The sequence below is a fragment of the Agromyces mediolanus genome (assembly GCF_044917495.1).
Taxonomy (GTDB): domain Bacteria; phylum Actinomycetota; class Actinomycetes; order Actinomycetales; family Microbacteriaceae; genus Agromyces; species Agromyces mediolanus_B.
This window is the reverse complement of record NZ_JAVSSI010000004.1, coordinates 68401-81272: the sequence shown is the minus strand read 5'-3', so window position 1 is coordinate 81272 and position 12872 is coordinate 68401. Positions and strand designations below refer to the sequence as shown.

Sequence of the window (12872 nt, the reverse complement as noted above, 5' to 3'; positions counted from 1 at the left end):
ACGGGGCCGGTGCCAGTGGGGGTTGGCGGCCGGTCATTGACGCATACCACCTGGGGGTATATGGTCGGGGTCATGTCGGACGCGCATGAACATCACGGGGGTCAGGGTTCCGGCCACGGCGGGCATGACCCGCACGCCGAGCATCGCACACTCGAGACCCCAGCTGCTCACCAGCACGAACCGGCCGCCGCGCACGCGCATTCGGGGCACGCCGGTGAGGTCGACTCACACGCGCACGCCGGGCATGCAGGACACGGCGGCGATCACGTGGCTCAGTTCCGTCGCCTCTTCTGGGTGATGCTCGTGATCGCGGTCCCCGTCATCGGGTTCAGTCCCATGTTCGCAATGCTGCTCGGATACGAACTACCGGACGCGCCGCTCATCGGGTGGATCTCGCCGCTGCTTGGCACGGTCATGTACGTGTGGGGCGGCCGGCCCTTCCTCACAGGAGCCGTTGGCGAGCTCCGCGCGCGCAAGCCCGGGATGATGCTGCTGATCTCGCTGGCGATCACCGTGGCGTTCCTCGCATCCTGGGGTGCGAGCCTCGGCATCCTCGACCACCAGCTGGACTTCTGGTGGGAGCTGGCACTTCTCATCGTGATCATGCTCCTCGGTCACTGGATCGAGATGCGTTCGCTCGCGCAGACGACGTCGGCGCTCGAGTCGCTCGCCGCCCTCCTGCCCGACGAAGCCGAACGCGTCGACGGCAACACGGTCACCACCGTCGCGCCGTCGGACCTGCAAGTCGGGGACGTGGTCATCGTGCGCCCGGGTGGCCGGATTCCCGCCGACGGCATCGTCGTCGATGGGACCGCGGACGTCGACGAATCCATGATCACGGGCGAGTCCCGACCGGTTCGGCGCGGCCCGGACGACAAGGTCGTCGCCGGCACCGTCGCAACCGACACGGCCCTGCGGGTGCGTATCAACGCCGTCGGCGCGGATACGGCACTGGCCGGGATCCAGCGGCTCGTCACCGAGGCGCAGAACTCCTCGTCCCGCGCGCAGCGGCTCGCGGACACCGCCGCCGGGTGGTTGTTCTGGTTCGCGCTCGGCGCCGCCGTTCTTACCGCGGTCGTGTGGACGCTCGTCGGGCTGCCCGACGACGCCGTCATCCGCACCATCACCGTCCTGGTGATCGCCTGCCCGCACGCCCTCGGCCTTGCGATCCCGCTCGTGGTCGCCATCGCGACAGAACGGGCGGCGAAGGGTGGCGTGCTCATCAAGGACCGTCTCGCGCTGGAAAGCATGCGAACGGTGTCGTCGGTGCTGTTCGACAAGACCGGCACCCTCACGAAGGGTGAACCCGTCGTCACCCATGTCGCGCCCGTCGCCGGGCGCACCGAGGACGAGGTCCTCGCGTTCGCGGCCGCCGCTGAAACCGACAGCGAGCACCCGCTCGCGAAAGCCATCATTCAGGCCGCGCATCACCGCGGCCTCACCCTCTCGAAGGCGAATGGTTTCAAAGCCTCCCCCGCGGAAGGGGTTACTGCGACCGTGGATGGCAGGGTCGTCAACGTCGGTGGGCCGAGCATGCTGAACCGGCACGGTGAGCAGCCGTTGCCGGCCACTGAGGCGTGGAAGGAAGACGGCGCCATCATCCTGCACGTGCTGCAGGACGGAGAGGTCATCGGCGCGCTCGGCCTGGCGGATGAGATCCGGCCGGAGTCGCGTCAGGCGGTCAACGCGCTGCACGCGCTCGGCGTCCAGGTCGTCATGATCACCGGCGATGCCGAGGCAGTCGCCCACTCCGTCGCGTCCGAGCTCGGCATCGACCGGGTCTTCGCCGGGGTCCGCCCCGAGGACAAGTCCGCGAAAGTCGCCGAGCTGCAACGCGAAGGCCGCACGGTCGCGATGGTCGGCGACGGCGTGAACGACGCGCCCGCCCTCGCCCAGGCGGATGTCGGCATCGCCATCGGAGCGGGTACCGACGTCGCCATCGCGTCGGCCGGGGTGATTCTCGCCAGCGACGACCCCCGCTCGGTGCTGTCGGTCATCGAACTGTCCCGCGCCAGCTACCGGAAGATGAAGCAGAACCTCTGGTGGGCGGCCGGGTACAACCTGATCTCAGTGCCGCTGGCGGCCGGCGTGCTCGCCCCGGTCGGGTTCGTCCTGCCGATGGCGGTCGGCGCGATCCTCATGTCGCTGTCGACCATCGTCGTCGCCGTCAACGCGCAGTTCCTTCGACGGTTGGACCTCTCCCCGGAGGCCAGCACCCGGGCGGTGCTGGAACGCAGCGGCGAACGTGCGGAGGAACCGGTGCTCGTGTGACGACCGGCTGACCGGAAGGACGCCTCATGCTCATCCAACCCATCGACTACTTCCTCGTCGTCTGGTTCGCGCTGGTCGCGGTAAGCACCGTGTGGGTTGGAGTGGATCAGTTCCGGAACAACCCGGAGCCCGCGGTCATGAAGTGGGGGTTCATCCTCGTCACCCTCTACCTCGGACCAATCGGGGCGCTCCTCTACGTCCTCGCGGACAAGGAGCCCCGGCCCGGTGAACATGAAGAGTTCACCAAGCCGCTGTGGAAGCAGGGCATCGGCTCGACCATCCATTGCGTGGCTGGCGATGCCACCGGCATCATCGCGGCCGCAGCGATCACCGCCGCGCTCGGACTGCCGATGTGGGTGGACCTCATCGTCGAGTACATTGCCGGGTTCGCGTTCGGGCTGTTCATCTTCCAAGCCCTGTTCATGAAGAACATCATGGGCGGCAGCTACTGGCAGAACGTACGCCGGTCGTTCCTGCCGGAGTTCATCAGCATGAACTTCATGATGGCGGCGATGGCGCCGGTGATGACGCTGCTGATGATGGGCCGTGACATGCGGGCAATGGCACCGGATGAGCTGCTGTTCTGGGCCGTCATGTCCGTCGGCGTGGCCGCCGGCTTCGCCCTCGCCTATCCCGCGAACGTCTGGCTCGTGAAGAAGGGCCTGAAGCATGGGCTGATGACCGAGCGCCCGAAACCTGCCGAAGCGCAACCTCCCGCCCCGGCTGAGCACCCCGCGCACCGGGGCACAGAGGGTCACGATCACCCGTCGGAGAGCGCGCACGCGGCCATGCGGCACCAGATGCCGTCGACGGGGGCGACCGTGCCGCAACTGGTGGTCGTCAGCGCGGTGGCGACCATCGCTCTCGCCGTCGGCATGGTCGCGCCGGCGAACGCGGTCAACATGACCCTGAGCGCCCGCGATGTCGGCGGGCTGATCATGCCGCCCGGAATGATCATGACCCGCGACACCCCAGGTGAAGCGATGCGAGACATGGCCGCGGTCGACCCTCGCGACGTTGCCGAACGCTACGACGTGGACACCCGCGGCGACCAGCTCCTCGACCCGGTCAGGGTGGACGACGGGGTGAAGGTCTTCGAGCTCACGGTCTCGATCATCCAGTGGGAGATCCTCCCCGGGGTCACCGTCGACGCGTACGCCTACAACGGGCAGATCCCCGGTCCCAGACTGAACTTCACCGAGGGAGACCGCGTCCGCATCGAGGTTACGAATCAGCTCGACACCACCACGACGGTGCACTGGCACGGACTCGACGTGCCGAACGAAATGGACGGGCCAGCGGAAATCACCCAGGATCCGATCCAGCCCGGGCAGACGTACACCTACGAGTACACGGTGAACCAGTGGGGCACGTTCTTCTACCACTCCCACGACCACGCGGACCGGCAGCAGACCCTCGGCCTGTACGGGGCGCTCATCATCGACCCGAAGAACCCCACCGAGCAGGTGCCCGCCGACTACGACCACGTCATCCAGCTGGGGGAGTGGCTGACCCGGGAAGGGTTGACCTTCCCGGCGATGCCGATGGAGGGCGGGATGGCGAACTACTTCACCATCAACGGGAAGGCGTACCCGTCGACCGAAACACTCAAGATGAAGGTCGGCGAGACGCTCCGCATCCGGTTCGTCGGGTCGAACTCCGTCGACATCCATCCAATGCACATCCACGGCGGCCCGTTCACCGTGGTCGCCCGCGATGGTGCACAGCTTCCCGAAGAGCAACGGTTCACCGCGGACACCATCAACGTCGGACCGGGGCAACGGTACGACGTGATCTGGAAGGCGCTCCGCCCCGGGAAATGGTTGATCCATTGCCACATCAACCACCACACGACGAACAACAACGTAGAGACCGACGGTGCCGGCGGTCTGACCATGGTCATCGAAGTGACCGAGTAGTCACCGCTGCCGAAGCTCGACCGGCAGAAGTGCGTCCAGCCGGGCTGCCTCTGCTGGGGCACAGTCAATGAGGGCGTTCCTCGCGACCAGGAGCAGCGACACGCTGGTCCCCGTTTCGTCGTCGATGGGGAACCGGCCCTTCGGGTAGCGGCCCGCGAACGAGGCGATGGTGTCGACGGCGACGGCAACATCCGCGGGTGGTTCGGCGTCGGGCGCGCACTCCTCCCCAAGGAGGTGCAGCGCCGCGTGCGCGGCATCCACGGCCGCGGGCGGTGCGCTCGATGACGGCTCGGACGTGGTCGTGGACGGCTGGCCTTGCGTCCACGCGTACCCGAGGAGGAGAACCAGTCCGGCGGTGACGGCCAGGACGACCGCGATGACGGTCACACTCGGGCGTCGCTCAGCCACGTGCCCGTCCCCGCCAGAGCCTGAAGGTCGCGCCCGCGGCAAGAACAGCACCGGTGATGACGAGGAGCGCGTCGACGAGGGGGCCGAGCAGAATCGCGGGGGTAGTCGCTGTTGCGAGCGGCACGTCGTTCACCATCGCCCCCGGGGCGAACGGGGCGAGCCGGTCGATGGCCCGCCCGTCCGGGCCGATCATCGCGGACACCCCGACGGTGGACACGTTCACGAGACTCCGGCCGGTTTCGATGGCCCGAAGGCGTGCGATGGCGAGCTGCTGGGCGCTCTGGTCGGTGCGGCCGAAGTCGGCGTTGTTCGTCGGGGCGACGATGAGCTGGGCGCCGCCGGCGATCATGTCACGGATCAGGGCGTCATCGACGATGTCGTAGCAGATGGCCACACCCGCGAGAACACCATCCAGCTCGAGTACGTTGCTGCGTTCGCCCAGAGCGAAGTCCCGCGGGATCAGGGAGAACAACCCCGGGGCGAGCGGATACCAGAAGTCCCGGTCGGGGATGTACTCGGCGAACGGGACCGGGTGCTTCTTGTCGTACTGCCCGCTCGCCCCGGTGCCGGCTTCCCACACGAGCGCGGAGTTGAACATGTCGTCGCCGGTTTCGGTGATGGTGCCGACAACGACCGGGGCGCTCGTCCGTCGGGACAGCTCGTCGAGGGCGGCGGCCGCGTCGGCCCGCTCGAGCGGGTTCAGGTCCGCTGCGTTCTCGGGGAGGACGAGCAGGTCGAGATCCTCCTGCAAGAGCGGGGCCGCTGCCAGAAGATGGTCGTCGAGGATTCGCCCGGGCTGGTTCACCGCGAGCAGGCCGGCTTCCGAATTCCCCTGCACCGCCCCCACGCGCAGCGACCCGGTCGTCGGGAGCGGGAACGCAGGGACCAGCGCGAGCGCCACGAGAAGTGCTGCGGGGCCGAGGATGCGGACCGGCAGCGGGGGCCGCTGCCGGATCACTTGGACGGTGACCGCGCCCACGAGAGCGAGGAGGAACGACATGCCGGTGATCCCGGTCCAGCCGGCGAGGTCGGCGAACGGGCTCTCCGACTGGGCGTAGGCAAGCTTGCCCCACCCGAACCCGCCATACGGCCACATCCCGGTCACCCATTCGCGGGCGGCCCAAACAGCGGCGACGGCGACCGGCACGAACACGTAGGTGCGCATCGCACTCCCGCTGCGGTCGAGGACCCGCCAGACCGCCCAGCTCGCTGCGGCGCCCACGACGAAGAACATGGTCTCCAGCCCCGCCAGCGCCAGCCACGGGGCGGGCCCGAGATACACGGTGAGCCAGAACACGTGCGTACCCCAGAACACGGCTCCGCCGACCGCGCTTGCCGCCACCGCAACCCGAAAGCGGGTGACCGTCATCGCCGCCAGGAGTAGCGGGGTGCCGACGAACGCCAACGGCCACCACCCGGCGCCGGGGAATGCGAGCGCGTTCGCGAGGCCGCCGGCTGCGGCAGCCGCGACGACCAGCACAGCGTTGCGCGACCGGCTGCGAGCTGGGCGTGAGGCCCGTTCGAGCTCAGGCAGAGTACGCAAGGACGCCCATCATTCCGCTCTCCCCGTGGTACAGGTTGTGACAGTGGGTGAGCCAGCGGCCCGGGTTGTCCGCGTCGAACTCGACGACGAGGCGTTGCCCGGGCAGCACGATGGAGGTGTCTTTCCGCGGGCCGCCTGAATGCTGGTAGGTGTGCCCGTGCAGGTGCATCGGGTGCCACATTTTCGTGTCGTTCACGAAGGTGAGCCGGACCCGCTCCCCGGCGGTGACGGGGTGCGCGTTCCGCATCGGGTCGTCCATGTTGAACGGGTTCCCGTCGAGCGCCCAGTCGTACTCCGCCATCCCGCCCGTGAGTCGCACCGTCAGCTTCCGGTCCGGGGCGCGTTCGGCAAGCTGCACCCCCTCGCTTGCTCGCAGGAGGTCCGCGGTGATCAGCTGCCTGGACAGTTCCGGGACGGCCGCGTTCTCAGCGGGCGGTTCGCCGCTGCTGGTGCGGACGATGGCGCGGGTGCGCTGCCGCTTGCCTTCGGCTTCGGCGACCAGCGCGAACGCCCCGTCAGCGAGAGTGACCAGGAGGTCGTATCGTTCGCCCATGCCGATGAGGACCGCGTCCCCGGTGTATGGGTCGACGGGGAACCCGTCGGTGTGCGTCACCGTCAGACGGTGCCCGGTCAGAGCGACCCGGAACGCGGTGTCGGAGCCGGCGTTGATCAGCCGGATCCGGACCCGGGTGCCCGGACTCGCCTGATACGTCTCCGGGTCCGCGGTCGGACGGCCGTTGATGAGGTAGTGCGGGTAGTAGACGTCGCCGGCGTCGCCGCCGAGCGCCTCGGAGGTGGCGCCCATCAGCATGTTGCCCATCTGCATGAACCCGTCCATCTCGCCCATGCCGCCCATCCCGCGGGACAGGTCCTCCAAGACCTCGTCGGGAGTGGCGGTCACTCCGTCCAGCCAGTCGTCGAGGATCACCACCCATTCGTCGTCGTATCCGCCGGGCTCGGCGGGATCATCGATGATGAGCGCCCCGTACAGCCCGCGGTCCAGCTGGGTGCCCGAGTGTGGGTGGAACCAGAAGGTGCCCGGGTGCGGAGCGACGAAGTCGTAGGAGAACGTGGTGCCCGCGGCGACCGGGTCCTGGGTGAGGTGGGGGACTCCGTCCATGTCGTTGCGGAGCGCCAGCCCATGCCAGTGGATGCTCGAGCTGTCCGGGAGTTCGTTGCGGAGGGTCGCCTGCACCCGGTCGCCCTGCCCGACTCGGATCACGGGGGCCGGGATGCTGCCGTACGCCCAAGTGTCGACCTGGGTGCCGGCGAGGTCGACCACCGTGGGAGCGGCGTCGAGGGTCACTTTGGTGACTGCGCCCGTCGTCTGACGTGCAGCTTCCGCGTCGCCGACTGCCGCGGAGGTCGGCGTGATGAATCGGGGGTTGGGGGTGCATGCGGCGAGAGCGAGCAGGGTCGCACCGCCCAATCCAGCACCGATGAAGGTTCGTCGGGTCAGCCGGGCAGGAAGGCGTGTCATGGTGTTCCGTTCGGTCAGATGGGCAGGACGAATCCGCCGATGAGGGCTTGCAGGCTGCTGATCCACTTGGTCCACATCCCGGTGACCATCAGCATGCCGATGACGATGAGGGTGGCGCCGCCGATGATGTTGATGGCGCGCACATGGCGTTTCAGCCAAGCCATGGCCCCGCTTGCCCAGTTGAACCCGAGCGCGACGAGCAGGAACGGCACACCGAGCCCCACGCAGTAGGCCACCGCGAGCATCGCGCCACGCCATGGGGACGCGGCGCTCAGGCTGAGCGCGGAGATCGCCGTCAAGGTGGGACCCAGGCACGGGGTCCAGCCGATTCCGAACACCACTCCGAGCAGCGGTGCGCCAGCGAGGCCCAGCTTCGGGGTGAACTGCGGTTTCGCCGTTCGCTGGAGGAAGCGGAACGCCCCGGTGAACGCCAAGCCCATGATGATGACGATCACCCCGAGGGCCCGGGTGACTGGGTCCTGCCAGCGGACCAGCCAGTACCCGGCTGCACCGAACGCCGCCCCGTAGGAAACGAACACGGCGGCGAACCCGAGCGTGAACAGCAGGACCCCGCCGACTACCCGGGTGCGGGCGGCCGGAGCGGCCGGGTCGGTGGTCCCGGACACGTACCCGAGGTATCCGGGAACGAGAGGCAGCACGCATGGGGACGCGAAGGAGACGAGGCCGGCGAGCACCGCGATGGGGACCGCGATGAGCAACTCCCCGCTCATGATCTGCTGCGCGAAGTCCTCACCCATCGCCGGGAGCTTCCTTGGGCGCAGCGGCGGTCTTCTGGCGCTCCTGCGCGCGTTCGGTGCGGAGTTTCTGTTCCATCCGCGCGTATGCCTTCCGTTCGCCTCGGTCGGCGCGGACGACGGCGCGGATCACGAACCAGAAGATCAGTCCGATGCCGATGGATGGGGCGAGTGACCAGATGGCGTTCGCCCAGAAGTCGTCGAGGTTCATGTCGCCTTCCGGCTGGCGAGGATCGCCCCGGTGAGGAGGAGCAGCATGCCCATCGGATACCCGGCGACCAGGTCCACCCAGCCTTCGGGCTGGGCGGGCCCGAACGCTTCGAGATGCGCGAGCCAGTGGATGAAGGCGACGAGGAAGCCGGCGGCCATGACGGCCTGGCCGATACGGAGGAATCGTTGCCGGCGCCGGTACTTGCGCTGCGCGTCCTCAGGGGTGCCGGAAGCGGCGGGGGTGCGAGGGTTCATGGTGGGGCTCCTTTGCGGTTAGAGGCCTGAGTAGGAGTGCAGGCCGGTGAAGAAGACGTTGACGACGCCGAAGTTGAACAGGACTGCCGCGAACCCGATGAGTCCGAGCCAGGCAGAGCGGGTGCCCCGCCAGCCGCGGGTCGCGCGAGCGTGGATGTATCCGGCGTAGAGGACCCAGACGACAAAGGTCCACACCTCTTTGGTGTCCCAACCCCAGTACCGCCCCCAGGCTCGTTCGGCCCAGATGGCACCGGCGATCAGGGTGAACGTCCACAGGATGAACCCGACCAGGTTCACCCGGTACGCCACCGTCTCCAGCTGCTCCGAGTCCGGCAGCGCGGCGAGCAGCCGCCTGCCGCGCCTGGTGCGTTGCAGCAGCTGGGTGACGGAGAGCGCGGCGCCGACTGCGAAGAACCCGGTCGCGGTGAGGGCGACGAACACATGGATGACGAGCCAGTACGACTGCAGCGCCGGCTGCAACGGGACGACGGGCACGTAGTAGCGGACTGCCGCAATGCCAAGGAGCACGAGCATCAGCCCGGTGACGAAGGTGCCGAGGAAGCGGATGTCGACGACGAGCAGCAGGATGAGGTACACGCCGATGATGATCAAGGTGCCGGTGAGGGAGAACTCGTACATGTTCGCCCAGGGGAGCCGGCCCGCCTCCCAGCCGCGGAACGCCGCAGACACCAGGTGCAGCAGCCAGCCGAGGATGAGCAGGGCGAGCGCCACCCGGCCGAGCCTCGGAGCCTCAGCAGTCGCGTCGGCGGGGACGCCCGCGGCCGCGGGGACGGGGGCGCGGCGAGTGGCGAGGTCCAGGGCGTACGCGATGAACGCGAGTGCGTACACGGACATCGCCGAGTACAGCAGCACCACCGACAGGGCATCCAGATTCATGGTCGGACTTTCGTGACAGCGGCCAGATGGGCCTTCTCGAGGGCGGCGACGGCAGCGTCCAGTTGCGGGTCGTCGCCGCGGGCCAGACCCGCGTACTCGACGCGGACACCGGTACCCTGCGGGGTGACTTTCACCCACAGGCGGCGGCGGGGCACGAACAGGGACAGAAGAAGCCCGGCGAGCACGGCGAGCGAGAACAGCAGCGCCCACCCCTGCGCCGGGTCGGAATGCACCTCGAACGACGCGAACCGGGGCACGCTGTCCAGGGTGATCGTGCCGAGCCCGGCCGGCAGGTCCCGGGTCTGCCCGGGCTTCAGTTCGAGGGAGTCGATGCCCGTGTCACCACCGGTCAGCTGGGTGAGGGTGCTGGTGTCGAGGGCGTACACGGATTTCGGTGCGCCCGCGTTCAATCCGAGGTCCCCGCTGTACACGTTCAGGGTCAGCACCGGGTAGGTGAGGTCCGGGTACACGGACACGTAAGCCCCGGTGGTGAGCTCATCCTGGGTCGGGTAGAAGAAGCCGACCAGGCCGAGCTGCTGGGCGAGCCCGTCCGGGACTTTCACGACGCCGAGGGAGGTGAGGTTCGCGTCCTGCGGCAGGAATGGGACGTCATCGGCGAACACCACGTCGCCGGCGGGGTTCCGCACGGTGATGCGGGGCGCGTACCCGTTCCCGAGCAGGTAGATGTCGGTCGCACCGACCCGCAACGGCGCGTTCACCTTCACCGTGCCCGGCCGCGTTGTCCCGTCGGCGGTGGTGACGGTGACGCCGGCCGTGTAGTCGACGGGTTGGCCGAGCGCGTCGAGGTTCTGCTGCTCGTAGTCGACGGTGAACGAGTCCAAGCCGAGCGAGTACCGGTCGAGGCCGTTCACGTCGAAGAACCGGCCAGGGCTGAACGAGTCGTAGCTGGCGAGGCTGTTCACGAATGACTGCCCTTCGACGACGACGCGCTGCCCGGTGAATCCGAACCCGCCGCCTACCCCGACAGCGACGAGGATGCCGACGAGGCTGGTGTGGAAGAGGAGATTCCCGGTCTCGCGCAGGTATCCGCGTTCGGCGCTCACTGAGCGCACCACCCCGTCACGGGTGGACAGCTCGTAGCTCGTCACCCGGTAGCGGTTCGCGCGGAGCACCTGCACGGCCGCGGCCACGACGTCGTCCTCGGCCGTCTGCTCGATTGTCGTCTGGCGGTGGCCGGGCATGCGGGCGAGGTTCGCCGGGGTCCGCGGCGGGGCGGCACGGAGGGCACGGGCATGGTGGAGGGTGCGGGGGATGATGCAGCCGATCAGCGACACGAACAGCAGCAGGTAGATCGCGGAGAACCACACCGAGGTGTACACGTCGAACATGCCGACCGCGTCCAACACCGGGGCGAGGGACGGGTTGTTCCGAAAGTACTGTGTGACCCCGTTCGGGTCGGCGCTGCGTTGGGGGACGAGCGAGCCCGGTACGGCGGCGATGGCGAGAGCGAGGAGGAGCAGCAGGGCGGTCCGCATGCTGGTCAGCTGCCGCCATCCCCACCGGGCCCACCCTGCTGGCCCGAGTCGCGGTGCATCCACCTCGACGAGTGCCGGCGAGGTGTCGATGTGGTCGAGCGGGCGGGTCATGGGACCTGGTCAGTCCCGTCCGTGTGGATGCGTTCGCCGGTCTGTGCCGGGTCGGCGGCCGCCGTGCCCGGGCCCGCTGCAGGGGCGCGCCCGGGCAGGTACACGCCCGGCTCCGGTTCTGGGTGCCGGCGCGATTGGACGATGATGAGCACGGCGCCGGCGACGGCGATGGCGGCCGCGGTAAGGAGGTTGATCTTCACGCCGGCGAGGAGGAATTCGGTCGGGTCGAGCCGGAACGACTCGAACCAGGCCCTCCCCGCGCCGTAGATGATGAGGTACAGCCCGAGCGCTTTGCCCCAGCGCAGGCTGACCTTCCGTTCCAGGAGCAGGATGAGGGTCGCGCCGGCGATGTTCCACAGCATCTCGTACAGGAACAGCGGATGGAACAAGGTGTCCGCCGGCAGCCCCTCGGGGAACGCCGGTGACGACGGGTCGATGTGCAGCCCCCACGGCAGGGTGGTGGGGGTGCCGAACAGTTCCTGGTTGAAGTAGTTGCCGAACCGGCCGAACGCTTGGGCGAGCAGCAGGCCGGGCGCAAGGGCATCGGCGAACGAGAGGAATCGGATCCCGGCTCGTCGGCACCCGATGAACGCGCCAACCCCGCCGAGCAGGACGGCGCCGAAGATCGCCAACCCGCCTTCCCAGACGTACAGCGTCTTCCACAGGTCGGCGCCTGGGTAGAAGTAGTCGCCGGGGTGGGTGATCACGTGGTAGAGGCGTCCGCCGATGATTCCGAGCGGCACCGTCCACAAGGCGATGTCGAGGACGACGCCGGCGGCGGCGCCGCGGCGGGTGAGCCTGCGGGAGGTCAGCCATACCGCCAGGACGATGCCGGCCAGGATGAACAGGGCGTAGAAGCGGATGGTGAACGGGCCCAGCTGGAACGAGTTGATGTCGGGGCTTGGGATCCCGGTGGCGAGCTCAAACATCGGGGGTCTCCGCCAGCGTTGAGGCGATCAGGGTGTCGAGGATGCTCTCGTCCTGCAGCTGCCCGAGGATGCGGGACGCGACCCGCCCTTCCCGGTCGAGGACGACGGTGGTGGGGACCGCGTTCGGGGCGACGGTGCCGCTGAACGCGAGCTGCGCGTTTCCGTCGTTCACGTCGAGGATCGACGGGTAGGTGATTCCGTACGCGTCCGTGAACGCCATGGCGGTGCCCGCCTGGTCGCGGACGTTCACGCCGAGGAACACCACGCCTTGGTCGCGGTACTTCTGTGACAGGGTCTCCAGCTGCGGGGCTTCGGCCCGGCATGGCGCGCAGCCCGCGTACCAGAAGTTCACGACCATCACCTGGCCGAGGTAGGTGCTCGATTCGGTGGTTCCGCCGGCTTCGAGTTCCCCGTTGAAGGTGACCCGCTCGCCCCGTTCGGCTGCGGGGATCTCGGTGATGGTGCCGTCACCGGCGACGTAGCCTTTCCCGTCGCCGGCCCGGTACTGCTCGGCGAGGGAATCATTCGTCGTGCACCCGGTGAGTACCAGTGCGCCCGCGACTGCGGCGGTGAGCCAGATCGGTCTGGTTCGCATGCC

At 68.5% G+C, this 12872-nt stretch carries 12 protein-coding genes; 2 read left to right on the top strand and 10 right to left on the bottom strand.

Translation table 11 applies throughout. From position 1 onward, the window contains the following. The first annotated feature begins 72 nt into the window (after positions 1-72). On the top strand, positions 73-2271 hold the full coding sequence (locus ROT00_RS07490; protein ID WP_404773669.1) for a heavy metal translocating P-type ATPase: 2199 nt from the start codon (positions 73-75) through the stop codon (positions 2269-2271). 26 nt (positions 2272-2297) lie between these two features. Next, the gene (locus ROT00_RS07485) at positions 2298-4190 is read left to right on the top strand and encodes a multicopper oxidase domain-containing protein (RefSeq protein ID WP_404773667.1); all 1893 of its coding nucleotides are present in this window, start codon (positions 2298-2300) and stop codon (positions 4188-4190) included. Here ROT00_RS07485 and ROT00_RS07480 read toward each other — a convergent pair whose 3' ends face one another. The 10 genes from ROT00_RS07480 to ROT00_RS07435 are packed head-to-tail and all read right to left on the bottom strand — an operon-like array spanning position 4191 to position 12869. After that, entirely contained in the window at positions 4191-4577 is a 387-nt protein-coding gene (locus ROT00_RS07480) for a hypothetical protein (RefSeq protein ID WP_404773665.1), read from the bottom strand. A 13-nt stretch (positions 4578-4590) separates the two neighbouring features. Beyond that, positions 4591-6078, bottom strand: coding sequence for an apolipoprotein N-acyltransferase (lnt, locus tag ROT00_RS07475; RefSeq protein WP_404773664.1), 1488 nt, complete (start codon positions 6076-6078; stop codon positions 4591-4593). Positions 6079-6124: 46 nt separating this feature from the next. Further along, positions 6125-7687: a multicopper oxidase family protein gene (locus ROT00_RS07470; RefSeq protein WP_404773662.1), complete on the bottom strand. Its 1563-nt coding sequence runs from the start codon at positions 7685-7687 to the stop codon at positions 6125-6127. Next, complete coding sequence (locus ROT00_RS07465; protein WP_404773661.1) at positions 7636-8379, bottom strand: cytochrome c biogenesis CcdA family protein; 744 nt, start codon at positions 8377-8379, stop codon at positions 7636-7638. The genes ROT00_RS07470 and ROT00_RS07465 overlap by 52 nt, the downstream gene beginning before the upstream one ends. Beyond that, entirely contained in the window at positions 8372-8587 is a 216-nt protein-coding gene (locus tag ROT00_RS07460) for a hypothetical protein (RefSeq protein ID WP_404773659.1), read from the bottom strand. Before ROT00_RS07460 ends, ROT00_RS07465 begins: the two co-directional genes overlap by 8 nt. After that, positions 8584-8841: a hypothetical protein gene (locus ROT00_RS07455; protein ID WP_404773657.1), complete on the bottom strand. Its 258-nt coding sequence runs from the start codon at positions 8839-8841 to the stop codon at positions 8584-8586. Before ROT00_RS07455 ends, ROT00_RS07460 begins: the two co-directional genes overlap by 4 nt. An 18-nt stretch (positions 8842-8859) precedes the next feature. After that, positions 8860-9738, bottom strand: coding sequence for a c-type cytochrome biogenesis protein CcsB (gene ccsB / locus ROT00_RS07450; RefSeq protein ID WP_404773656.1), 879 nt, complete (start codon positions 9736-9738; stop codon positions 8860-8862). Then, entirely contained in the window at positions 9735-11345 is a 1611-nt protein-coding gene (gene resB, locus ROT00_RS07445) for a cytochrome c biogenesis protein ResB (protein ID WP_404773654.1), read from the bottom strand. Before resB ends, ccsB begins: the two co-directional genes overlap by 4 nt. After that, complete coding sequence (lgt, locus tag ROT00_RS07440; protein WP_404773653.1) at positions 11342-12274, bottom strand: prolipoprotein diacylglyceryl transferase; 933 nt, start codon at positions 12272-12274, stop codon at positions 11342-11344. Before lgt ends, resB begins: the two co-directional genes overlap by 4 nt. Then, complete coding sequence (locus tag ROT00_RS07435) at positions 12267-12869, bottom strand: redoxin family protein (protein WP_404773651.1); 603 nt, start codon at positions 12867-12869, stop codon at positions 12267-12269. The genes lgt and ROT00_RS07435 overlap by 8 nt, the downstream gene beginning before the upstream one ends. Positions 12870-12872: the final 3 nt, after the last annotated feature.

Bases quoted from the DNA above. Each gene is read 5' to 3' on its own strand.
- ROT00_RS07490 (WP_404773669.1), top strand. From the start codon at position 73: ATGTCGGACGCGCATGAACATCACGGGGGTCAGGGTTCCGGCCACGGC.
- ROT00_RS07485 (WP_404773667.1), top strand. From the start codon at position 2,298: ATGCTCATCCAACCCATCGACTACTTCCTCGTCGTCTGGTTCGCGCTG.
- ROT00_RS07465 (WP_404773661.1), bottom strand. From the start codon at position 8,379: ATGGGTGAGGACTTCGCGCAGCAGATCATGAGCGGGGAGTTGCTCATC.
- ROT00_RS07460 (WP_404773659.1), bottom strand. From the start codon at position 8,587: ATGAACCTCGACGACTTCTGGGCGAACGCCATCTGGTCACTCGCCCCA.
- ROT00_RS07455 (WP_404773657.1), bottom strand. From the start codon at position 8,841: ATGAACCCTCGCACCCCCGCCGCTTCCGGCACCCCTGAGGACGCGCAG.
- ccsB (WP_404773656.1), bottom strand. From the start codon at position 9,738: ATGAATCTGGATGCCCTGTCGGTGGTGCTGCTGTACTCGGCGATGTCC.
- resB (WP_404773654.1), bottom strand. From the start codon at position 11,345: ATGACCCGCCCGCTCGACCACATCGACACCTCGCCGGCACTCGTCGAG.
- lgt (WP_404773653.1), bottom strand. From the start codon at position 12,274: ATGTTTGAGCTCGCCACCGGGATCCCAAGCCCCGACATCAACTCGTTC.
- ROT00_RS07435 (WP_404773651.1), bottom strand. From the start codon at position 12,869: ATGCGAACCAGACCGATCTGGCTCACCGCCGCAGTCGCGGGCGCACTG.